Source organism: Mycobacteroides franklinii (assembly GCF_002013895.1).
In the GTDB taxonomy this organism is placed as follows: domain Bacteria; phylum Actinomycetota; class Actinomycetes; order Mycobacteriales; family Mycobacteriaceae; genus Mycobacterium; species Mycobacterium franklinii.
In genome coordinates, this window is the sequence record NZ_MAFQ01000003.1 from 214,946 (window position 1) to 235,773 (window position 20,828).

Sequence of the window (20,828 nt, forward strand, 5' to 3'; positions counted from 1 at the left end):
CGCCGTTCGGGGCACCGCGCCATCTCTTGTGAGAGGCCGCCGCATGTCCAAATTGATCCCGAAGTTTTCCGACGTACAGGCCCACTACGACCTGTCCGATGACTTCTTCGCACTATTTCTCGACCCCAGCAGGACGTACAGCTGTGCGTACTTCGAACCCGAAACGCTGACGCTCGAACAGGCCCAACAGGCCAAGATCGATCTTGCACTCGGGAAGTTGAACCTGGAGCCGGGAATGACGCTGCTGGATGTGGGGTGCGGCTGGGGCGCCACCATGAAGCGTGCGCTTGAGCGCTATGACGTGAATGTCATCGGCCTGACGCTCAGCAAGAATCAGTGCGCATACGTCAACACACTCCTGCGTTCCGCGGAAAGTTCGCGCGACTACGAGGTCCGGTTGGCCGGGTGGGAGGAATTCGAGGGCACCGTCGACCGAATTGTCAGCATCGGCGCCTTCGAGCATTTCGGCCACGAACGGTACGACAGCTTCTTCGCGATGGCGCACCGGGCACTGCCCGACGACGGAAAGATGTTGCTGCACAGCATTGTCAGCTATCACCCCGAGGAATTGAAGCGAATGGGCATTCCGCTCCTGATGTCGCGGGTCCGATTCATGCATTTCATGCTCACCGAGATATTCCCCGGCGGCCGTTTACCTTCCGTGCCGATGGTGGACGAGCATGCGGCGCGGGCGAACTTCCGCATTACCCGTCACCAGCTCCTGCAACCCCACTATGCACGCACCTTGGACTGCTGGGCCGAGAACCTGGTCGCGCACAAAGAAGAAGCGATCGCGCTTCAGTCCCAAGAGGTGTACGACAGGTACATCAGATACCTGACGGGATGTGCCGACGCGTTCCGGGAAGGCTGGATCGACGTCGTTCAATTCACCTGCGAGAAGTAGTCGTCGACCAAGCCCTGCACCGCACCGGCCACCAGGCCCTTGTCGACGGGCACCAGTCCGATCCGGGTACGCCGATCCAGAATGTCGTCGGCGTCGAGCGCACCCTCATGGGTGAGCGCGAATTCGACCTGTTCGCGGGTGATGTCGAGGCCGTCAACCAGCGCAGTACCCCCGGCACCCGGCCAGTCGTCCACGACCGCCAGGTTCTGTGTCACGCACTCCGAGGCGGCCAGCGGACGCCGTTCCAGCCCCGCATCCAGCGCGTCCTCGGCCATCATGCGATAGGTGGTCAGCTTGCCGCCCACCACACTGACCACCCCAGACGCCGACACCCGCACCGCGTGTTTTCGGGACAGGTCCGCGGTCGCGGAATCATCACCGTCGAGCAGCGGCCGCAGGCCCGCGAAACGCCCCGCCACATCCGCTTCGGACAGTGACGTCTGCAGCACCGTGTTGACCGTATCGATGAGGAATTTCTCCTCTGCCGCAGAGGGTTCGGCCACATCAGGCACCGGGCCGGGTGCCGGTTCGTCGGTGAGCCCCAGGTACACCCGATCGTGGATGGCAGGCAATGCGAAGACGAATCGGTTGATGGTGCCGGGCACCGGCACCGTGAGGGCCGCGGTCAGGCCGCCGAAACTCGCTGCCCGAAACACCAAGTGGGTCCCGCGACTCGGGCGCAGCTTGATGTCACCATCGACCTGGCCCGCCCACACCCCGGCGGCGTTGATGACGAGACCTGCCTGGACCGCAACGGCATTGCCGGTCAACTCGTCACGCAGCACCGCACCATCACCGGTGACCTGTTCGGCCGACACCCGAGTGAGGATCCGAGCGCCCAAACCGGCCGCCGTGCGCGCGATCGACACCACCAACCGCGCATCGTCGATGAGCTGGCCGTCAAAGGCCATGAGTCCACCGCGAAGTCCGTTGCGCCGCACCGTCGGAGCGCGACGAATCACTTCGCCTGCATCGATGGCGCGCGAACGCGGCAGCACATCGGCCGAGGTATGCGCGAGCATGCGCAGCCCGTCGCCGGCGACGAATCCCACCCGTATCAAGGTCCGACCGAACATGCTCACCGCCGGGTGCAGTGGCACCACCTGGGCGAGCGGGTGAATCAGATGTGGGGCAGTACGAGTCATCAAAATGTGGCGCTCGATCGCGCTCTCCCGCGCGATGCCCACCTGCCCCGAGGCCAGATAGCGCAATCCGCCGTGCACCAGTTTCGAGCTGAATCGGCTTGTCCCAAAGGCTAAGTCGTGCTTCTCGACCAATGTAACGCGCAGGCCGCGGCTCGCCGCGTCAAGTGCCACCCCGACACCGGTGATACCGCCACCGATGACCAGCACGTCAACCGGGGCACCGCCGTCAAGGGCGGCGAGGTCGGCACTGCGCCGGGTGCTGTTGAGCTGGTTTGTCATGAATTCTCCTAGAGGGGCGGATCAAGCCTTGAGATATCCGTCGATGGCGGTGGCCAACTCGTTCACCAGCTCGTCTGGCGAGAGGATGTCGGCGACGATGCGCGCCGACTGCAGCACGGATTGACCGATGAGCAGCACCATCGCCGCCAGCTGTTCCGGGGAGCCGGCACGAATCGATCCGTCGGCCTGCCCCTCGGCGATGAGCACCGCCGTCCAGCCGATGAGTGCACGCTGACTGGTGCCCAACCGCTGCACGATGTAGGTCAGCAGCAGTTCGGGATCGGATCGCAGGATCGCCGCGAATATCGAATGCTCGCGCACCTGCGTCACCAGGCCCGTCACCGACTGGACCAGCCGATCGCGCGCGCACCCCTGTCCGATCGCGGGCAGGATCGAGCCCATCTCCCGCGTGAGCAGCTCGGCAACGAGGGAGCGCACATCTGGCCAGCGCCGATACACCGACGGGCGGCTCACCCCGGCGCGCTTGGCGACCTCGACCAGCGTGGTACGACGCACCCCGAACTCGGTGACGCAGGACAACGCGGCATCGAGGATGCGTTCGGTCACGGGGTCGGCGACATCCGTCGTCTGGACCGTCATGTCACCTCACCCTCGCCCAAGAATTCTGCGTTACAACTTGCCATCGTATGTAATACTGTAACGCATGATGGAGTGGGACGCCTGGGGCGTGGCCGAAAAACGACAGACTCTCTCGCCTCAGGTGAAGACGCTCTTGGCGTCGGCACTGGGCATACCCAAACGGGATCCCGTCAGCCGCGACGAATCGGCGGTCACCCTCTCCCCCAGCGCGCTCACCGCAGAACAACTGGCAGCCTTGGGCGACCTACTCGGCGCTGAGCATGTAAGCACCGATCACGGTGCCCGGCTGCGTCATTCGGGCGGCAAGAGCACTCCCGACCTGTTGCGCCGCCGCTCCACCGGCGTACAGGACGCCCCCGACGCCATCGTCTATCCAGCGTCACACGGCGAGGTGGCCGCGCTTCTGGCTCTCTGCGGCAAGCAGGACATCGCGGTCGTACCATTCGGCGGCGGCACCAGCGTGGTGGGCGGGCTGGACCCCGAACGCGGTGGGTTCACCGCCGTCGTCGCCATCGATCTGCGACGGATGTCGGGTCTGGTCTCCCTCGATGAGGTATCGGGAACCGCCGTGCTGCTGCCGGGAACGACTGGCCCCGAAGCCGAGGAACTCCTTGGCGCCAAGGGATTTTCACTCGGGCACTTCCCGCAGAGCTTCCGTTTCGCGAGCATCGGCGGATTCGCCGCCACCCGCTCGTCCGGGCAGGCCTCCAGCGGTTACGGCCGCTTCGACGCGATGGTGGACGCCCTCCGGATCGCCACCCCGCGCGGCGACCTCAACCTGGGTAGGGCACCCGCTTCGGCCGCCGGGCCGGACCTGCGCCAGCTCTTCCTGGGATCCGAGGGGGCACTCGGCATCATCACCGAGGTCACGGTGCGTGTGCACCGGCTCCCCGAGGACACCTGGTACCAGGGCTGGTCCTTCCCCTCCTTCGAAGTCGGCGCACAGGCGCTGCGCACCCTCGTCCAGTCCGACGCGGCGCCCACCGTGCTGCGCCTGTCCGATGAGGCCGAAAGCGGGCTAAACCTGGCCCTGGCCAAGGATATTGGCGGAAAGAACCCCGCGGCCGGGGTGCTGGCCATCACCACCGTCGAGGGCACGCACGGGCATGTGGTGGCCAAGTCGGCCGAAGTGTCCGCCGTCCTCGCCGCGGCAGGCGGCACCGCGCTCGGCGACGAGCCGGGCAAGGCCTGGGACCACGGCCGTTTCGACGCACCATATCTGCGCGATGCGCTCATCGACGCCGGCGCGGTGGTGGAGACGTTGGAGACCGCGACGTCGTGGCATAACCTCACCAATCTGCGCACCGCCGTCACCACGGCACTCACCGAAGCACTTGGCGCCCAGGGCACTCCGCCGCTGGTCTTGTGCCACATCTCGCACACCTACCGCACCGGAGCATCGCTGTACTTCACCGTGGTCTGCGCGGCCGCCGAAGATCCGCTGACCCAGTGGGGCAAGGCCAAGAAGGCCGCAGGCGACGCCATCGTCGCGGCGGGCGGCACGATCACACACCATCACGCCGTCGGGCGCGACCATCAACCGTGGCTCGCCGATGAGATCGGTGAGCTCGGCGTGGAGATCCTGCAGGCGGTCAAGCGGACCGTCGACCCGCAGGGAATCCTCAACCCCGGCAAGCTGATTCCCACGCAGGCGTAACCGTGACGCACCTGACCGTTCTGACGAACCCCACCGCGGGCCACGCCGCGGCACAGGCGGCCGAAGCGGCCATCACGCATCTGCGCGCACGTGGCCTGACGGTGACTCATCACGCCGCCTCGTCGGCGTCGGAATCACACGCGCTCGCGCAGGAAGCCGCGCGCACGGGTGCCCGCGGAATCGTCGCGGCCGGTGGCGACGGTCTGGTGAGCATCGCGCTTCAAGCTGTCGCGTCCACCCCGATAGCACTCGGTGTGATCCCCATCGGCACCGGGAATGACTGCGCCCGCATGCTGGACATCCCACTGGGCGACCCTGTCGCCGCGGCTGAGGTGATCGCCACCGGCAACATCCGGGACATCGACGCCGGCCGCATCCAATATGACGGGAACACAACGTGGTTTGCCACAGTCGTGGCCTCCGGATTCGACTCCTTGGTCAATGACCGAGCCAACCGGATGCGCTGGCCGCGTGGCCGTCGCCGCTATGACATCGCCATGGCCCTGGAGGCCGCGAAGCTGAAGCCCCTACCGTTTCGCATCGAGCTGGACGATCAGGTGATCGAGACCGATGTCACCCTCGTCGCGGTCGGGAACGGAACCTCATACGGCGGTGGAATGCGCATCTGTCCGGACGCCCTTCTGGACGACGGGCTGCTGGACGTGACGGTGGTCGCGGCCGGTGGGCGGTTGCGACTGTTGCGCTTGTCCCCCACCGTCTACAAGGGCACCCATGTCGACCTGCCCGAGGTGAGCACCTTCAGGTCGCGGCGGGTCCGGCTGTCCGCCGCCGACATCACCGCCTATGCCGACGGCGATCCCGTCGCGCCGCTGCCGGTCGATATCGAAGTGGTTCCCGGCGCCCTGAGCGTCTTCGCCTAGCCGATCTTCTGCGCGAACAGGAACGCCGAATGCGGCGTCGCGTCGGGCAGATCGGCGGGGATGCTGCGACCGTGACGCTCCAGCAACGCGGGTGTTGTCTCGCTGGTCACCTGCCATCCGCGTTCAGCGAGGAACTCGCCGGCGTCGGTGCGTTCCTCCAGGTACCACAGGTCGGCGACATCGGGAATGTCTTGCCCCTGGAGATGTTCGGCGGCACGCCGAAACGCCTGCCCGCGTTCGCGTTGCCGCGCAAGGGTTTCCGGGTTGAAGAAATCTTCGCCGAAGTTCTCCACGGCGATGCGGCTGCCCGGTACGCTCAGCGCGTCCACCCGCTCGAAAAGCAGATCCTGTGCCGCGGGCGGCAGATACGGCAATAGGCCCTCGGCAATCCAGGCCGCCGGCCGGCCGGAATCAAACCCGTTGGCCTCCAACGCGGCGGGCCAATCGTCGCGCAGATCAGCCGCCACCGGGACGTGACGGACACGCGGTGCGGCGCCCTGCGCGTCCAGGGTGTCAGCCTTGAAGGCGAGAACCTTGGGGAGATCCAGCTCGAACAACACCGCATCGGCGGGCCAGTCGAGCCGCCAGGCGCGGGCATCGAGCCCGGCAGCCAGAATCACCGCCTGGCCAATCCCGGCCTCACCCGCCTCGCGGAAGAAATCGTCAAAGAACTTGGTGCGACACGCGACGTAGGACCGCATCGCGGCAATGCGCTCGACCAATCGGGGCTCGGCCTCCAGCAGGGCGGCAGGCGGCTCCCCATCGAAGCGATACATACTCCAGACGCCCTCGCCTGCGGCCGTGAGGAAATGACCGGCGTACGGGTCACTGATCAACGGATTCGCGCTGCGGGTTTCCGCGTCTCGGGCACTGGCCACTCCCAACGCGGTGGTGCCCACACTTTCGGTGATTTCCCAGCTGTCTCCGTCACTTCGCGCCATGAGTTCCTTTGTACGCCAGCCTGGATAGTGCGCGGTGATAGGCGTGCACCGTAGGTGTCGGCGCGGACCCCTCGAACCGCGCAACCCACCACTGCAGACCAGCAAGACGCGCCCGGAAGAGTCACAGACGACAAGCTGGCACTATTTATAGAACAGCGCGATATATTTGTCCAGCAATTCCAGGGATTGAGACATACATTGACGGACCACACCAGCGCCGCCGGGCCGGGGCGTGGCCGCGGGCGGCCCATCAAGGACGGCAAGACATCCGCGGAAGTACGGTCGAACCTGCTCGACGCCACCGAGCGGGTGCTGGCCCGGGTGGGCGTCACCGCGCTCAGCATGGGTGCCGTCGCCCGGGAGGCGGGATACAGCCGCGGCGTCGTGTATCGCTACTTCGACAATCGGGACGAGGTACTCGACGCCCTGGTCGTACGCAGGGCGACAACGAATATCACAGAGACCGCTCCCCGGCTGATGGCGCTGGGCGACTGGTCCGAGATGGTCGTCGAATCCATGGTGATCGTCGCGACAGAGACCACACAGGACCCCTTGCTCCGCGCGCTGGTGGACCCGGACGGCAGCCACAGCACCGCCGCGACCCTGATATTCGGCTCACCGGGGCTGAACCAGATGCTCACCTCGTTGTACGAGTCGATGTTCAGCAGCGGACTCGCTCCGCTGCGCGAAGGGCTCAGCGCACACGATGCCTCGCGCTATGTGCTGTCGGTGGTGATGAGCCTGCTCTCCGGCTCCATACCGGGCTGCGACGATCCCGATCAGGTGCGACGCTATGTCCGCACCTTTGTTCTCCCGGCGCTGCTCCAAACGCCACCGCCGCCACAACAGGTCTTCACATAGTCGGCGGCAGATGTCTGATCGGTGGTGCGGCGTTCGTCAGACAGGTAGAGAGTGGATCGCAGAGTTCCGCTCACTGACTCAGACGGAGGGCTCCACCATGTACTACCTTGCGCTGCTGATCGGTCCCGAGCGGGCCCGGACACCCGAAGAGGGCGCCCAAGAGATGGTTGAATACCAAAACTTTCACGCCAAGGCGGCATCGGCAATCCACGCCGGTGACGCGTTGTTCCCCGTCGCCGAGGGTGTCCGAATCAGCGGAGCACCCGATGCCCGCGTCGTCACCGACGGGCCGTTCGCCGAGGGCGCCGAGGTGGCCGGCGGCTACTACGTGTTGGAGGCCGAGCACCTGGACGACGCGTTGACGTTGGCCCGAGACATACCGGAGGCCAAGCACGGCGCGGTCGAGGTGTGGCCGCTCGTCCATTGCTCACCAGAGTTCGACGGGCAAGGTGCCACCAACTGGCTCGCGCTGCTCATAGAACCTCGCGACGAGGCCTTGCTGCCGGGCACCCCCGAGTGGGAGGCGGTGGCGGACAAGCACGGAGTGTTCCGCGCCCAGGCCGGTGACCACATCAAGCTCGCCGGGCCGTTGCATCCCCCGTCGACGGCGACCACCGTACGGGTGCGTGACGGCGAGGTGTTGCTCACGGACGGCCCCTACATCGAGGCGGCCGAGATCGCGAACGGTTTCTACGTGTTGACCACCGATGATCGCGACCAGGCCATCGAACTCGCCGCGCAACTGCCCGCGTCCACCGTGGAGCTGCGTCAGCTGACCGGTGTGTCGGGCCTCTAGCGACGCATGATCGACCTGGGCGGCGTCTTTCGACGGGAATGGGGGCCAACCGTCGCGGCCATCGCGCGTTGGTCGGGCGACCTCACCGTCGCCGAAGACGCTGTCCAGGAGGCGTGTACCGATGCCCTGCGGACCTGGCCGCGCGACGGCATACCCGCGAACCCGGGCGGTTGGTTGTTGACGGCCGCACGGAACCGGGCACGTGATCGCCTGCGGCGCGAAACACTGCGTCCGGGAAAGGAACTGGCGGCTATGGTCCCTCACATCGCTGACATCACCGCCCGGACCGACGTCTCCGATCCCCATCCCGTGCGCGACGACGAGCTGCGGATGATGTTCACCTGTGCCCATCCCGCCCTGGAGCGCACGTCACAACTCGCCCTGACATTGCGGTTGGTGTCTGGCCTGACCGTTGCGGAGATCGCCCGGGCGCTGCTGCACAGTGAGGCGGCAATAGGTCAACGAATCACTCGCGCCAAGAACAAAATTCGCACGGCCAACATCCCCCTACGGGTGCCGCCCGCCGAGCTACTGCCCGAACGTACGCCCCACGTGCTCAGCTGTATCTACTCGGTCTTCACCGAGGGCTACTGGTCCACGGGCGGACCGTCAGCCATCCGCGACGAGTTATGCGACGAAGGCGTGCGGTTGGCCGGAGAACTGTGCAAGCTCCTGCCTCAGGAGCGGGAAGCCAACGCGCTGGCCGCACTTGTGTTGCTTCATGATTCGAGACGCCTGGAACGGATGGGCGGCGACGGCGCACTGGTTCCGCTGGAGGAACAGGACCGTACTCGGTGGGATCGCGATCGTATTTCCCGTGGGCTGGGCCAGCTGCGGCAGGCGGCGGGCTCCGCCGGGCCGTATCTGCCCCAGGCGGTCATCGCCGCCCTGCACGCCACCGCACCATCGTGGGAGGAAACCGATTGGCATGCCATCTGCCTGGCCTATGACCGGCTGGTGACCATGACGGATTCGCCGGTGGTGCTGGTGAATCGGGCGCTGGCCATCGGACTGCGCGACACCCCGGAGAAGGGGCTGGCCGCTCTGGAGAAGGTCGCCCATGATCCGCGCCTGACGAGATCCAATCTGGTGGCCACTGTGCGCGCCGATCTGCTCCGGCGCGCGGGACGCAATGCCGAGGCAATCGACTGGTATCGAACGGCACTGTCCGCCAACGGCTCCGACCCTGGACGGGAGTTCCTGCGGCGTCGCATCGCCGAATGTGAGACCAGCCTCCGCTAGCCGGGAACTACCAGGAACCAACAACCCCCGCCAGCCAGTGACCGATATCGCGGTGGACCCAGTCCTTCTCGGGTTCGTTGAGAATTTCGTGACGCCCGCCGGCATAGAAGCGGTATTCGAGGCGACGATGACCTTCTGCCATGTATCGGGTGATGAGGCCCTGGATCGTCTCGGTGCGACCGCCCACCGGATCCTCCGATCCGGCGACAATGAGAATCGGCAGCTCCGAGGGGATCCGCGACTCGTTCCCCGGCTCCCACAGGGAGTGAAATCCCTTGATCACCGAACATGTCATGGCATTGGAAAACGGCTTGCCACACAAGGGGTCTGACTGGAACGTGCGTATCTCTTCGGCATCGCAGGTCTGCCACTCCGAGCCGGTGGGCGTGACACCGTCGGGCACAAACGGTGCGTTGAACCGCGCCAGGAGCGCGCCGAAGAATTCACTCGGCGCCATCGCCTGCGGCCCAGCGGCCACTGCCTCCAGCTGGGCTATGGCCTGGCGATAGGCCTCTTCCGTGAGACCCGGCACCGCACCCAGCGTGCCGCACAGCACCGCCCCCGCCAGCAGGTCGCCGTGATTCTCGATGTGGGACTGCGTCAATGCCGAACCCATGCTGTGTCCGAAGGCAATCAACGGCAGACCGGGATTCTGCGCACGCGCGATATCCGCGAGCTGCTTGATATCCGCGGTCATGTCGTCCCAGGCCGTAACTCCGAGCTGCCCCAGCCCCGCCGGGCCGGCGGTCTGTCCGTGCCCGCGCAGATCCAGGGCGTAGACCACGCACCCGCGCGCCGCGAGGAATCGGGCCAGCCGGTCGTACCGAGCACTGTATTCGGCAATGCCATGCGTGATCTGCACGGCGGCCCGCAGGCCGATCCCGCACGGTGGCTGCCATGTGCGGTACCAGATCACCATCTGGTCTACGTCGGAAGTGAACGTAGAAAATGTAGGCCCACCAACAGCGTTCGTGTCGACCGCAGTCAGATTCTCGCTCATGACGATCCCTTCTCTCAGGCTATTTCTTCGGCGTACTTGCGCGCGTAGATCGCGTAAAGCACGGTGTCTTCAGCCTCCTCGAAGGCCCGAGCCCGCTCGACGATATGCGAAAACCGATCGACACCCATGGCCGAGGCTCCGTGCTGTCGGAGAATTGCACATGGTTCAAAATACGGCGAAACGCCGGTCCCTATTTTCAGCCATGCGAAAGGAATGCGCACCCGAAAAGACCGGCACCGGCACGGCCGATTTCCGATTCGGATGTGGTGACACTGCCAACAAAATGCACGAAGACGTTGGCAAATCTTCGAAGATCATCAGTTTGGAGGCATTCCCGCTCATGAAGGCCCTAGGGTTCCGTCCATCAGGCCCGACAACAGCAAGTTAGCATGGTCCGCGATCCGCCCTCTTCGCGCCAGTATTGCCAATTTCGAAATTATCTATTGCCCACGGGAAAATAATGACGGACCGGAAAGATAATCGCTCCGCCTCAACCCGATATGATCAGTCCGTGGGTCTACAGAGTCTTGATGTATACGACCTTCGGTGCTTTGTCGCTGTGGCAACAACGCTAAATTTCACACAAGCCGCACGGGATCTGCATGTCTCCGCCCCACCTTTGAGCCGACGGATCCGCGACATGGAACGGCTGTTGGACGTCAAACTGTTTGTCCGCGATACCCGTCGAGTCACACTCACCGCGGAGGGCGCGCGACTACTTCCCGCGGCCCGCCGCATACTCGCCCAATTCGACGAGTTGCCGTCCATTGTGTCTCCGGAACCCGCAACATCCACCCGGCCCATTGCCTACGGTGTGCCGCCCTGGCTGCACCCGGATCTGCGTGCGGCGTTGGCGGATCTTGAGAAGGTACACGCAGGCAGCTTCACGTTGAGGAAGTGGCCACGGGGCAGCGCCGAGATCATTTCCGCTCTCCAGCGGGGGGACATCGCGTTCGGGTTGGCCCGCCCACCGTTCGATTCGGTGGGGTTGGTCAGAACAGTAGTGCACGAAGAGCCTTTGGGCGCTGTACTTTCCAAGGCACGGTACGGAACCAGATCGTCGATATCGACGTCCGAACTTGCCAACCTCAACTATGTGACCGCCCGGCGAGACACCGATACCGAGTATCGCCGGCAGGTGGACCATGCGCTGGAATCGGCTGGGGTACCCCGGCGCGAAAACGTTGACCCCGGCGACTATGTGGGCGCGGCCGATGTCATCAGTGTGGGTGACGGGTTCGCCATCGCGCCGCTCTCCCCGGTCAGTGGCGGCCGGATGTACAACCTCGCCGACGACATCTGCATACCCATCAACGATCTGGACCTGACCCTGGTTACCTGTTTGGTATGGCAGGCCAGTCTGGCCGAGGACGATCAAGAGATCCGGGACATCGTCGACTCGGCGGTTGCCCTATTGCGCAGGCCTCCGACCCCACAGCGCACCGACTCCGCCTAACGGCCTAGCGCCTACGGCAGCGGAGCTGACCACACCAGCCGGGTACCACCGGTGTCCATCGCCGACACACTGAACGTGCCGCCCGACTCCGCAGCGCGGTTCGCGAGCCCGCTCAATCCACTGCGGGCCACCACTTCCGGTATCCCGATGCCGTCGTCGACCACCTCGATCACCAACTCGTCGTCAACCGACACGGTCACGGACAACTCTCTGGCGCGCGCATGCCTGACCACATTGCTCACGGCCTCACGCATCACTGCCTCGGCATCGCCTGCGGTGCCGGCGGGTATCACATCCAACGGCCCGCTCATGCGCACAGATACCCGCAGCCCGGTGTCTGCCGTGAGCTCATTGATGGTGGAACGCAGTGTGGCACGCAAGGATTCGTCGTTGGTGTGCAAATCGAAGATCGCGGTCCGGATCTCCTGGATCACCTCATGCAGCTGGTCGATATGGTCGGCGAGCCGGGCCGCCACGGTCGGATCCACTGACCGACGATGGGTGCTCTGCATGGCCAGGCCGACGGCGAACAACCGCTGAATGACGTGGTCGTGCAAATCACGCGCGATGCGATCGCGATCTGCCAGCACGTCCAATTCATGTTTGGCCAAACGCACCTCGGCCTGCTCCAAGGCCAGCGCCGCCTGCCCCGCGAAGGAGGCCGCCATATCGAGCTGCTCCTCGTCGAAGGCGATCGCTCTGACCGTCCGCAGCAGGATGAGTACCCCGGCCGTCGATTCCCCTCCCCCGAGCGGAAGGACCAGAGCGGGCCCGAATGCCAGACCCGTCCCCTCGGCCAAGTTCACCGCGAGACGGCTTACATTCCGAGGCTCGTGATCGACAAAGGTACTTCCGGAGGTCGAGCCGTCAACCGGAATCACCTTGTCGATCAGCACATCCGCGCCGTCACCCTCGCACACCGCCACCACCAGCTCGTCGGTGTCTTCCCCGTCGCCGACGGGCAGCGCGATGAACGCGAAGTCCGCCTCTGCGAGCAGCGCCGCACTGGATGCCACCAGGTGCAGCGCCTTGCCCGGGTCCACGCCACCCAGTAGTTCCGCGGTGATATCGGCGGTCGCCCGCTGCCATTGCTCACGGCGGCGCGCATGCTGATAGAGACGCGCATTCTCTATCGCGATACCTGCGGCACCCGCGAGCGCACGCACCACCACCTCGTCGTCCTCGGTGAACTCCTGCCCGCCGAGCTTCTCGGTGAGATACAGCCGTCCGAACACCTCGCCGCGCACCTGTACGGGCACACCCAAAAAGGTCCGCATGGGCGGGTGGTTCGCAGGGAATCCGACCGAGGCCGGGTGCGCAGCGATGTCCCGCAGCCGCAGCGGCTTGGCCTCGTCGATCACCACACCGAGCACACCGTGGCCCGTGGGCAGCGGGCCGATCATGTCACGGGTGGCCTCGTCGATACCCTCGTAGACAAACTCCGCCAGCTTCTCATCCGAGCCCACCACACCGAGTGCGCCGTATCGGGCGCTGACGAGTTCAGATGCCGCACAAACGATTTCCCGCAGGGTCGCATCCAGTTCCAGCCCAGAGCTGACGGCCATGACGGCGTCCAGCAGGGCATCCATCCGCCCGCGGGTACCGTCGACAATCTGCTCGATCCGGCCCTGCACCTCAGCGAGGAGTTCACGCAACTGCAAATGGGCAAGCTCGGCCGTCACCCGATTGGGTTGCGTACCAACGTCCTCTACCACAATTGAACTTTCGCACACCTTGCCCTCGGGTGAATACCAACCCGTCAGCCGTGCTGCCCCTGGTTCTCGCGCGCGAGTTTGGTCGCCAGGACTGCGACCTGGGTACGCCGTTCAAGGTCCAGCTTGGTGAGCAAGCGCGAGACATAGTTCTTGACCGTCTTCTCCGCCAAGAACATTCGCTCCGCGATCTGACGGTTGGTCAGCCCCTCGCCGATCAGCTCCAGCAATGTCCGTTCCTGCGCGGTGAGCCCGGCCAGCGGAGACGGGTTGTCCGCCGCGGCGCGCAGCTTGTTCATCAATGCGGCGGCGGCCCGGTTATCCAGCAGCGAGCGTCCCGCTCCGACGGTGCGGACCGCGGAGATCAGCTCCATGCCCTTGATGTCCTTGATGACGTAACCGCCGGCACCCGCCATGATCGCGTCGAGCATGGCATGTTCGTCGGTGAACGAGGTGAGCATCAGGCAGTTGAGATTCGGCAGTCTGGACCGCAATTCACGACATAGCTCGACCCCGTTACCGTCGGGCAGCCGGATATCCAGCACCGCGATATCGGGTTGTAGCGCCGGGATGCGTGCCATCGCCTCGGCGACCGAGGACGCCTGCCCGATCACCGAGAAATCCTCTTCCTCTTCGAGCAGGTCAGCCAGGCCGCGGCGCACTACCTCGTGGTCGTCGACCAGGAACACTGTGATCATGTCCGTTTTCCTTCCACCCGCCGCCCCCAGTGTGGCACCGGCAGAACATACCGACATGGCATTCCTTCCCGTCGTACCCCGCTGGTTCCACGGTAAGACGGAACCAACCTCGGCGGCTACGGTCTTTGGTCCCTAAACGGCGCAAGCCCCCATTTCCGGCTCGGCGCCAGGGAATGGGGGCTTGTGCGGTAAGCGTTCCGAAGGCTCTTAGACCTCCAGGAAGTTCCGGGTCACGGCCGGGTCGACCTGGATGCCCGGGCCGGTGGTGGTGCTGACGACGACCTTCTTCAGGTAGCGCCCCTTGGCCGACGACGGCTTGGCACGCAGGATCTCGTCGAGGACCGCTCCGTAGTTCTCCGTCAGCTTCTCGGCGTCGAAGGACGCCTTGCCGATGATCAGGTGAAGGTTGGAGTGCTTGTCGACGCGGAAGTTGATCTTGCCGCCCTTGATGTCGGTGACGGCCTTGGCCACGTCGGGGGTCACGGTGCCGGTCTTGGGGTTCGGCATCAGACCGCGCGGGCCCAGGACACGAGCGATACGACCGACCTTGGCCATCTGATCCGGGGTGGCGATGGCGGCGTCGAACTCGAGCCACCCGCCCTGGATCTTCTCGATCAGGTCGTCGCTACCGACAACATCGGCGCCGGCGGCAGCAGCCGCTTCGGCCTTGTCACCCACCGCGAAGACGATGACGCGAGCGGTCTTACCGGTACCGTGCGGAAGGTTCACGGTGCCGCGGACCATCTGGTCAGCCTTGCGGGGGTCGACGCCGAGGCGCATCGCGACCTCAACAGTGGCGTCGTACTTCTTGGACGAGGTCTCCTTGGCCAGCTTGGTGGCCTCAAGAGGGCTGTACAGTTTGTCGCGGTCCACCTTTTCGGCGGCCTCGCGATATGCCTTGCTGTTCTTGCTCATTGGTATCCAATCAATTGTTGGTTCGTGGTCGTACAGGCCGAAGCGGGCCTTACCACTGGGTTATGCGGATTACTCGCTGCCGTGTCTATTCGACGGTGATGCCCATCGAGCGCGCGGTGCCGGCAATGATCTTGGCGGCGGCGTCGATGTCGTTGGCGTTGAGGTCTTCCTTCTTCGTCTCGGCGATCTCGCGCACCTGATCCCAGCTCACCTTGGCGACCTTGGTCTTGTGCGGCTCACCGGAACCCTTGGGCACACCGGCGGCCTTCAACAGCAGCTTGGCGGCGGGAGGGGTCTTGAGCGCGAAGGTGAAGCTGCGGTCCTCGTAGACACTGATCTCCACGGGGATGACGTTGCCGCGCTGCGAGTCCGTCGCGGCGTTGTACGCCTTGCAGAACTCCATGATGTTGACGCCATGCTGACCGAGCGCGGGACCTACCGGCGGCGCAGGGTTGGCTTCGCCGGCCTTGATCTGAAGCTTGATCAGCCCGACGACCTTTTTCTTCTTCGGGGCCATTGGGTGTTTCCTTACTTTCCTTCCGTGTTCCGGCCGTTATTCGACCGGAGTTCTGCGGACCGTGACGCGGTCCGAAGTCTTGTTAGAGCTTCTCCACCTGAGTGAAGTTGAGCTCGACCGGGGTCTCACGACCGAAGATGGACACCAGCACCTTGAGGCGCTGCTGTTCGGCGTTGACCTCGCTGATGCTGGCGGGCAGCGTCGCGAACGGGCCATCGGTGACGGTGACCGACTCGCCGACCTCGAAGTCGACCTCGATGACGGGACGCTCCAGGCCACCCGTCTCGGCGGCCGCGGTCCCGGAGGTTTCGGCTGAACCACCCTTGGTGGCCTTCTTGGCCGGGGTCTGCGGGAGCAGGAACTTCACCACATCGTCGAGCGACAGCGGCGACGGGCGCGAGGTCGCGCCGACAAATCCGGTGACGCCGGGGGTGTTGCGAACCGCACCCCACGACTCGTCGTTCAGTTCCATCCGGACCAGGATGTAGCCGGGCAGCACCTTGCGGTTGACCTGCTTGCGCTGACCATTCTTGATCTCGGTGACCTCTTCGGTGGGCACCTCGATCTGGAAGATGTAGTCGCCGACATCCAGGTTCTGCACACGGGTCTGCAGGTTGGCCTTGACCTTGTTTTCGTATCCGGCGTACGAGTGAACGACGTACCACTCGCCCGGCTCGCGGCGCAGCTGCGCCTTCAACGTGACGGCCGGGTCGGCGTCCTCGTCAGCCTCCACCTCGGCGCCCGACTCTTCCGAAGACGACTCAGTCGGCTCGGGCGCAGCGCTGATTTCGGCCTCGTCGATCACGTCGACCGACGCAGCCGTGTCAGCGGTGTCCTCTGGCTCGCTCGTAGCGTCGCCGTCGAAGGTCGTCACCGTTAGTCCTCTCTCGTCTTTCTATTACCCGAACACCAGCATGACCAGCCGGGCCAGGCCCAGGTCAATCACGCCGATCAGGGTCACCATGAACACCAGGAAGACCAGCACCACCGTGGTGTAGCTGACCATCTGCTTGCGGTTCGGCCAGATGACCTTGCGCAGCTCAGCGACCACCTGCTGGAGAAACACCCAAAGCTGGACCAACGGGTTGCGCGATGGCCCCGTCTTGTCCTTCTTCGCGGCAGGCTTCCGACTGTTCTTCCCAGCCTTCTTCTTCACCTCACCGGTCTCGGAGGCACCAGATTCGGTGAGCTCCGTAGCCGCGGTCGAGGAATCAGCACGGCGGGTCCGCTTACCCGTCGGGCGAAGCGGCTTGGTCGAGGCGACGGCCCGGTCGCTATCGGCGGTGCCGATGTCGGGCTCGTCTAGCTCGTCGCTCATTCCCTTCCGTACCTCTCTGTTTCCCTAGTTCTTACTCCAGGGTGTTGCAGGGGTGACAGGACTTGAACCTGCAACCTGCGGTTTTGGAGACCGCTGCTCTGCCAGTTGAGCTACACCCCTAAGGCTGGCACGCCAACCCGGTGGTCGGGGGCCTCACACAACACACGCGCCTCCCGAGTAGCCGACAGGCGCGTTGTTATGGGAAAACCCCGAATCTCGAGTGTACCCCGCGGCCAGCTCCAGACTGAAATTGCCCACCGATCCAACACCGATCAGCGAGCTCTCTTCTCAGATGAGCTTGATATCGGCCATTCGATCCGAGTCGCGGCCCATCAGGGTGGTGAACGCTTCCATGACCAGCTCGCCATTCTGATCGCGCACGATGTTGCGGGTGGTCACAATGTCCACGCCGAAGGCCTCCTTGTGGGAGTCGACCTGGAAGTCGCACGACAGTTCATCACCCTCGGTGATGGGCTTGTGGTACACGAACTTCTGCTCGGAATGCACGATCTGCATGGTGTCCATACCGACGTCATAGGTGCGGAAGAATTCCTTCTGCACCAGCAGGGCCATCACCGCGGGGAAAGCCAGGGGCGCGATGAGGCCGTCGTGTCCGAGTTCGGCCGCCGCCTTCGGATCGAGGCTGGCCGGGTCCACGGCCTTGACCGACTGCGCGAACTCGCGGATCTTCTCCCGTCCCACCACATAGGTCCTCGAGTACTTATGCGTCATTCCGACGATATCGAGTTGAAGCGCCATGACTACGCCAGCGTCGCAGTCGCGATAGCGCGCCCGAAGATCTTCTTGCCATTGGTGGTGGCGGTCAGCGCGATGGTGATCGACTTGCTGTCCGCGTCGACCGACTTCACGCGACCGTTGAAGATGATCTCGGCGCCGACACCGTCGTTGGGGACGGTGACGAAGCTGGTGAAGCGCACGTTGTACTCGGTCACCGCCGCCGGGTCACCAATCCACTCGGTGACATACCCGCCACCCAGGCCCATGGTCAGCATGCCGTGGGCGATGGCACCGTCCTCGAGCCCGACCAGTTTGGCGGTCTCGTCGTCCCAGTGGATCGGGTTGAGATCGCCGGAGACTCCGGCGTAGTTCACCAGATCCTGCCGGGTCAGCGGGATGGTCCTCTCCGGCAGCTGATCTCCCACGTTGACCGAACTGAACTCACGCAATGCCATCAGTTGAACCCGCCTTCTTCTCCGTCTTCTGCAGTGCGCCCGGCAAGAGTCGTTAACAGCTCCTGCACCAGCTCACCCTTGTCATTGGTGATCAGGCTCTTGGTGACGATGATGTCGGCACCGAACGAGCGTCGGATCGAGTCGAGGTACACATCGCAGTACAGCTTGTCGCCGGCCCTGATCGGGCGCAGGAGTTTGAGCTCCTGGTCGACCTGGACGATCTTCTCGTCCTTGATTCCGATGTTTGCGTCCTCGAAGAAAGCCGCCTGTGCGGTGTAGCCAAAGATGCACAGAAAGGTAGGCGGGGCGACGAGAGAATCGTAGCCAAGAGCCGCGGCACCTGCCTCGTCATGATGAGCAGGGTGCTCGCTCTTCACCGCCTCGGCGTGCTCGCGGATCTTCTCCCGCTCGACCACATAGTGGTCGGGGTATCGGTAGTGCGTTCCGACGAGATCTTGCGATAAAGCCACGGGGCGGAACCTACCTACTGATGTTGACCGATACCAAGTAAGGCTTGCCTATTCGTGTCGCGTTGAGACGACACGGGAAGAGCAAAGGGAAGCGCGTCAGCGCGACTCTTTGTGAGGCTGGTGCGATCCGCAGTTCGGGCAGAACTTCTTCAGTTCCAGCCGGTCCGGGTCGTTGCGCCGGTTCTTCTTGGTGATGTAGTTACGGTGCTTGCACGTCTCACAAGCCAAGGTGACCTTGGGCCGGACGTCTGTGCTGGAGGCCACTGCAGTTGCCCTCTTTCGTTCGTTGTCTCTAGGTTCGGGTGGTAGCGGTGGGGAGGCTCGATCTCCCGACCTCACGATTATGAGTCGTGCGCTCTAACCAGCTGAGCTACACCGCCCCGCAGACAGAGCCGGCGTTTCCGCCTTCCGTCCACCGAGCCCCCTAACGGAATCGAACCGTTGACCTTTTCCTTACCATGGAAACGCTCTACCGACTGAGCTAAGGGGGCATTAAAGCCCTCACGAGGGTACCCGTTGACGTCGGCGGAACCAAAACGGCTTATCGGGGGTGGCACGGCACCGGCGCGTACAGCGCCTGCCTGCACAAATCCTCGGCCTCGGCAGTCGATCGGTCCAACGGTAGTCGGGTATCGATCACATGCGCCTCGCTCCACCCGTGGTCTGGTCCGACGAATTCGGTGCCCAGCGCCGCCGCGATATCGCCGGTGGCATCCGACATCCCGTCATGGCGGGTGGCCACTCGATGTTGCGCGGTGATCAGCGGTGCCATGCACAGGAACTCCACCATGGGTGCGCCTGCCTCGTAGGCGAGCTGATGCGCGCGCAGTCGGTGCCGAGGACTGCGCCAGGTTCCGTCCAGGATGACGGTGTGGCCGCTCGCCAACGACAGGCGTGCACGCCGTAGTACCGCGTCGTACACGGCACACACGTTCTCCGCCGAGTACAGCCCGGCGTCCAGCACGCCCTTCCCTCCGGATATGACGCCGAGTCGATGCAGTTGTTGACGCACCTCGTCCGTTGAAATCACCTGGGCACCAATATCTTCCGATATGCGACGGGCCAAGGTGCTCTTGCCCGTGCCCGGGCCACCGCCAACGAGCACCAGCCGCACGGTCGCGGCCCCCAGGTGGTTCAGCGCCATCGCCATGTGTTTGGCCGCCCGCGCCGCGGCCGACCGTTGCCCCTGGATGAACCGGACGCAGTCCACCTTGGCACGCACCAGCGAACGATAGGCAATGTAGAAGTGCCGCAAGGGCTCCGGCGCCGTGTCTGCGGACAACTCCACGTACCGGTTCATGAAATAGTCACCCAAATCCCGGCGCCCCAAAAACTCCAGATCCATCGCCAGAAACGCCGCATCGTCCAGACCGTCCACGTGACGCAGCCGGTCGTCGAACTCCAGACAATCCAGCAGGACCGGCCCGTTGGGCAGGCAAAAGATATCGCTGGCCATCAGATCTCCGTGCCCGTCGACGATTCTCTTGTCGGCCACGCGCTGCGCGAAAAGCACGGCGCGCCCGGAGATGAACTGCGTCGCCAACGTGCGGACCAGACGCACATCATCGGCGGCGAGCACCGTCCCCGCGTACTTCTCCAAGGCCGTCACGGTGTCCTCCCACCGATCGACGATGGCATCGAGAGATCCCGCCTCGTCGATCGACGGACTGCGATCGGCCCGCTGATGGAACGCCGCCAATACCTGGGCGATCGCGTCCAGGTCCGCCTTGGTCACCCGTTTGGACTTGGCCATCGCCGACAGCCGCGTGGAGTCCGGGTAGCGCCGCATCACTACGACCGGTTCGCCCGATTCGCCGTCGGGACCGGTGAGGTGTGAGACGCCGACATAGCTGTCGCGCGAGATCCGACTGTTGAGTGCCACCTCACGGGCACAAGCCCTTTCACGAAGCTCGGGGGTACTGAAATCCAGGAAGTTCGTCACCACCGGTTTTTTGATCTTGTAGGCCAATCCTCCGACCAAAATCACGATACCCGTGTGTGTTTCGCGTATCTCCGCACCGACGGAGGTGGGGCTGATGGTCGATCGTAGTGAGCGCATGACCTCATCGTTGCGGGGCAGCCGGTGCGGACATCCGGCCATGGGCCCCCAATCTATGGGCCGGAAGTCACCAGTTCTTCCCATCCGAGGCGCGGGGCACGTGCCCCGCGTCGCCAACGCGAGGACCTGGGGCACATGGCCGGTGACCAAGTGCCCTGTCCATGCGCGGGTAGGTCACCAAGAG

Annotated in this window: 22 protein-coding genes and 3 tRNA genes; 7 read left to right on the top strand and 18 right to left on the bottom strand. The window is 64.4% G+C overall.

Annotated elements, in window-relative coordinates; all coding sequences use genetic code 11:
• Positions 1-43 precede the first annotated feature (43 nt).
• A complete protein-coding gene (locus B4393_RS04860) occupies positions 44-904 on the top strand; it encodes a cyclopropane mycolic acid synthase family methyltransferase (RefSeq protein ID WP_078333164.1) in 861 nt (286 codons plus the stop codon).
• Here the strand turns inward: B4393_RS04860 and B4393_RS04865 are convergent.
• On the bottom strand, positions 883-2,328 hold the full coding sequence (locus B4393_RS04865) for a glycerol-3-phosphate dehydrogenase/oxidase (protein WP_078333165.1): 1,446 nt from the start codon (positions 2,326-2,328) through the stop codon (positions 883-885). The two genes, B4393_RS04860 and B4393_RS04865, sit on opposite strands and share 22 nt — an antisense overlap.
• Positions 2,329-2,349: 21 nt before the next feature.
• Complete coding sequence (locus tag B4393_RS04870) at positions 2,350-2,928, bottom strand: TetR/AcrR family transcriptional regulator (RefSeq protein WP_078333166.1); 579 nt, start codon at positions 2,926-2,928, stop codon at positions 2,350-2,352.
• Between the two features lie 64 nt (positions 2,929-2,992).
• Here B4393_RS04870 and B4393_RS04875 point away from each other — a divergent pair, with 64 nt between their 5' ends.
• Together B4393_RS04875 and B4393_RS04880 are read left to right on the top strand one after the other, a co-directional pair.
• Positions 2,993-4,585: an FAD-binding oxidoreductase gene (locus B4393_RS04875; RefSeq protein ID WP_078333167.1), complete on the top strand. Its 1,593-nt coding sequence runs from the start codon at positions 2,993-2,995 to the stop codon at positions 4,583-4,585.
• A 2-nt stretch (positions 4,586-4,587) separates the two neighbouring features.
• Positions 4,588-5,466, top strand: a complete 879-nt coding sequence (locus B4393_RS04880; protein ID WP_078333168.1) for a diacylglycerol kinase — start codon at positions 4,588-4,590, stop codon at positions 5,464-5,466.
• Here the strand turns inward: B4393_RS04880 and B4393_RS04885 are convergent.
• A complete protein-coding gene (locus B4393_RS04885) occupies positions 5,463-6,407 on the bottom strand; it encodes a class I SAM-dependent methyltransferase (protein WP_078333169.1) in 945 nt (314 codons plus the stop codon). The genes B4393_RS04880 and B4393_RS04885 overlap by 4 nt on opposite strands.
• 198 nt (positions 6,408-6,605) lie before the next feature.
• Here B4393_RS04885 and B4393_RS04890 point away from each other — a divergent pair, with 198 nt between their 5' ends.
• The 3 genes from B4393_RS04890 (at position 6,606) to B4393_RS04900 (ending at position 9,306) form a co-directional block, all read left to right on the top strand.
• Positions 6,606-7,268 carry a TetR/AcrR family transcriptional regulator gene (locus B4393_RS04890; RefSeq protein ID WP_078333170.1) on the top strand — a complete coding sequence of 221 codons (663 nt, stop codon included), beginning with the start codon at positions 6,606-6,608 and terminating at the stop codon, positions 7,266-7,268.
• Between the two features lie 97 nt (positions 7,269-7,365).
• Positions 7,366-8,064 (top strand): YciI family protein, encoded by a 699-nt coding sequence (locus B4393_RS04895; protein WP_078333171.1) that lies wholly within the window; start codon positions 7,366-7,368, stop codon positions 8,062-8,064.
• A 6-nt stretch (positions 8,065-8,070) separates the two neighbouring features.
• Positions 8,071-9,306, top strand: coding sequence for an RNA polymerase sigma factor (locus B4393_RS04900; RefSeq protein ID WP_078333172.1), 1,236 nt, complete (start codon positions 8,071-8,073; stop codon positions 9,304-9,306).
• 7 nt (positions 9,307-9,313) lie between these two features.
• On the opposite strand, the gene B4393_RS04905 is transcribed toward B4393_RS04900, so the two are convergent.
• Complete coding sequence (locus B4393_RS04905; RefSeq protein ID WP_078333173.1) at positions 9,314-10,306, bottom strand: alpha/beta fold hydrolase; 993 nt, start codon at positions 10,304-10,306, stop codon at positions 9,314-9,316.
• 460 nt (positions 10,307-10,766) lie between these two features.
• Here B4393_RS04905 and B4393_RS04910 point away from each other — a divergent pair, with 460 nt between their 5' ends.
• Positions 10,767-11,762 (top strand): LysR family transcriptional regulator, encoded by a 996-nt coding sequence (locus B4393_RS04910; protein WP_078333174.1) that lies wholly within the window; start codon positions 10,767-10,769, stop codon positions 11,760-11,762.
• A gap of 11 nt (positions 11,763-11,773) precedes the next feature.
• Here the strand turns inward: B4393_RS04910 and B4393_RS04915 are convergent, their stop codons facing one another.
• The 14 genes from B4393_RS04915 to B4393_RS04980 all read right to left on the bottom strand — a co-directional run bounded on the left by B4393_RS04915 (position 11,774) and on the right by B4393_RS04980 (position 20,686).
• On the bottom strand, positions 11,774-13,477 hold the full coding sequence (locus tag B4393_RS04915; RefSeq protein ID WP_078333175.1) for a GAF domain-containing sensor histidine kinase: 1,704 nt from the start codon (positions 13,475-13,477) through the stop codon (positions 11,774-11,776).
• A gap of 44 nt (positions 13,478-13,521) precedes the next feature.
• Positions 13,522-14,172: a response regulator transcription factor gene (locus B4393_RS04920; RefSeq protein WP_070938458.1), complete on the bottom strand. Its 651-nt coding sequence runs from the start codon at positions 14,170-14,172 to the stop codon at positions 13,522-13,524.
• 207 nt (positions 14,173-14,379) lie between these two features.
• A complete protein-coding gene (gene rplA, locus B4393_RS04925) occupies positions 14,380-15,087 on the bottom strand; it encodes a 50S ribosomal protein L1 (protein ID WP_070938457.1) in 708 nt (235 codons plus the stop codon).
• Positions 15,088-15,172: 85 nt separating this feature from the next.
• On the bottom strand, positions 15,173-15,604 hold the full coding sequence (gene rplK, locus B4393_RS04930; RefSeq protein ID WP_070938456.1) for a 50S ribosomal protein L11: 432 nt from the start codon (positions 15,602-15,604) through the stop codon (positions 15,173-15,175).
• 82 nt (positions 15,605-15,686) lie between these two features.
• Positions 15,687-16,478, bottom strand: coding sequence for a transcription termination/antitermination protein NusG (gene nusG, locus B4393_RS04935; protein WP_078333176.1), 792 nt, complete (start codon positions 16,476-16,478; stop codon positions 15,687-15,689).
• A gap of 24 nt (positions 16,479-16,502) precedes the next feature.
• Positions 16,503-16,922: a preprotein translocase subunit SecE gene (secE, locus tag B4393_RS04940; protein WP_070938454.1), complete on the bottom strand. Its 420-nt coding sequence runs from the start codon at positions 16,920-16,922 to the stop codon at positions 16,503-16,505.
• Positions 16,923-16,969: 47 nt separating this feature from the next.
• Positions 16,970-17,042 (bottom strand) — tRNA-Trp (locus tag B4393_RS04945).
• Between the two features lie 168 nt (positions 17,043-17,210).
• On the bottom strand, positions 17,211-17,681 hold the full coding sequence (locus tag B4393_RS04950) for an FAS1-like dehydratase domain-containing protein (protein ID WP_078280550.1): 471 nt from the start codon (positions 17,679-17,681) through the stop codon (positions 17,211-17,213).
• A 2-nt stretch (positions 17,682-17,683) separates the two neighbouring features.
• Positions 17,684-18,115: a (3R)-hydroxyacyl-ACP dehydratase subunit HadB gene (gene hadB / locus B4393_RS04955; RefSeq protein WP_070938452.1), complete on the bottom strand. Its 432-nt coding sequence runs from the start codon at positions 18,113-18,115 to the stop codon at positions 17,684-17,686.
• On the bottom strand, positions 18,115-18,585 hold the full coding sequence (hadA, locus tag B4393_RS04960) for a (3R)-hydroxyacyl-ACP dehydratase subunit HadA (protein ID WP_078333177.1): 471 nt from the start codon (positions 18,583-18,585) through the stop codon (positions 18,115-18,117). The genes hadB and hadA overlap by 1 nt, the downstream gene beginning before the upstream one ends.
• Before the next feature lie 96 nt (positions 18,586-18,681).
• Positions 18,682-18,849, bottom strand: a complete 168-nt coding sequence (gene rpmG, locus B4393_RS04965; protein ID WP_030096611.1) for a 50S ribosomal protein L33 — start codon at positions 18,847-18,849, stop codon at positions 18,682-18,684.
• 39 nt (positions 18,850-18,888) lie between these two features.
• A tRNA-Met gene (locus B4393_RS04970) sits at positions 18,889-18,965 on the bottom strand.
• Positions 18,966-19,003: 38 nt separating this feature from the next.
• A tRNA-Thr gene (locus B4393_RS04975) sits at positions 19,004-19,076 on the bottom strand.
• 50 nt (positions 19,077-19,126) lie between these two features.
• Positions 19,127-20,686: a bifunctional aminoglycoside phosphotransferase/ATP-binding protein gene (locus B4393_RS04980; RefSeq protein WP_109558382.1), complete on the bottom strand. Its 1,560-nt coding sequence runs from the start codon at positions 20,684-20,686 to the stop codon at positions 19,127-19,129.
• Between the last annotated feature and the right edge of the window lie 142 nt (positions 20,687-20,828).

Bases quoted from the DNA above. Each gene is read 5' to 3' on its own strand.
- B4393_RS04910 (WP_078333174.1), top strand. From the start codon at position 10,767: ATGACGGACCGGAAAGATAATCGCTCCGCCTCAACCCGATATGATCAG.
- hadB (WP_070938452.1), bottom strand. From the start codon at position 18,115: ATGGCATTGCGTGAGTTCAGTTCGGTCAACGTGGGAGATCAGCTGCCG.
- B4393_RS04980 (WP_109558382.1), bottom strand. From the start codon at position 20,686: ATGGCCGGATGTCCGCACCGGCTGCCCCGCAACGATGAGGTCATGCGC.
- B4393_RS04895 (WP_078333171.1), top strand. From the start codon at position 7,366: ATGTACTACCTTGCGCTGCTGATCGGTCCCGAGCGGGCCCGGACACCC.
- B4393_RS04905 (WP_078333173.1), bottom strand. From the start codon at position 10,306: ATGAGCGAGAATCTGACTGCGGTCGACACGAACGCTGTTGGTGGGCCT.
- B4393_RS04860 (WP_078333164.1), top strand. From the start codon at position 44: ATGTCCAAATTGATCCCGAAGTTTTCCGACGTACAGGCCCACTACGAC.
- rplA (WP_070938457.1), bottom strand. From the start codon at position 15,087: ATGAGCAAGAACAGCAAGGCATATCGCGAGGCCGCCGAAAAGGTGGAC.
- B4393_RS04885 (WP_078333169.1), bottom strand. From the start codon at position 6,407: ATGGCGCGAAGTGACGGAGACAGCTGGGAAATCACCGAAAGTGTGGGC.
- B4393_RS04870 (WP_078333166.1), bottom strand. From the start codon at position 2,928: ATGACGGTCCAGACGACGGATGTCGCCGACCCCGTGACCGAACGCATC.
- B4393_RS04920 (WP_070938458.1), bottom strand. From the start codon at position 14,172: ATGATCACAGTGTTCCTGGTCGACGACCACGAGGTAGTGCGCCGCGGC.
- B4393_RS04950 (WP_078280550.1), bottom strand. From the start codon at position 17,681: ATGGCGCTTCAACTCGATATCGTCGGAATGACGCATAAGTACTCGAGG.
- secE (WP_070938454.1), bottom strand. From the start codon at position 16,922: ATGAGCGACGAGCTAGACGAGCCCGACATCGGCACCGCCGATAGCGAC.
- rplK (WP_070938456.1), bottom strand. From the start codon at position 15,604: ATGGCCCCGAAGAAGAAAAAGGTCGTCGGGCTGATCAAGCTTCAGATC.
- B4393_RS04900 (WP_078333172.1), top strand. From the start codon at position 8,071: ATGATCGACCTGGGCGGCGTCTTTCGACGGGAATGGGGGCCAACCGTC.
- B4393_RS04865 (WP_078333165.1), bottom strand. From the start codon at position 2,328: ATGACAAACCAGCTCAACAGCACCCGGCGCAGTGCCGACCTCGCCGCC.
- B4393_RS04875 (WP_078333167.1), top strand. From the start codon at position 2,993: ATGATGGAGTGGGACGCCTGGGGCGTGGCCGAAAAACGACAGACTCTC.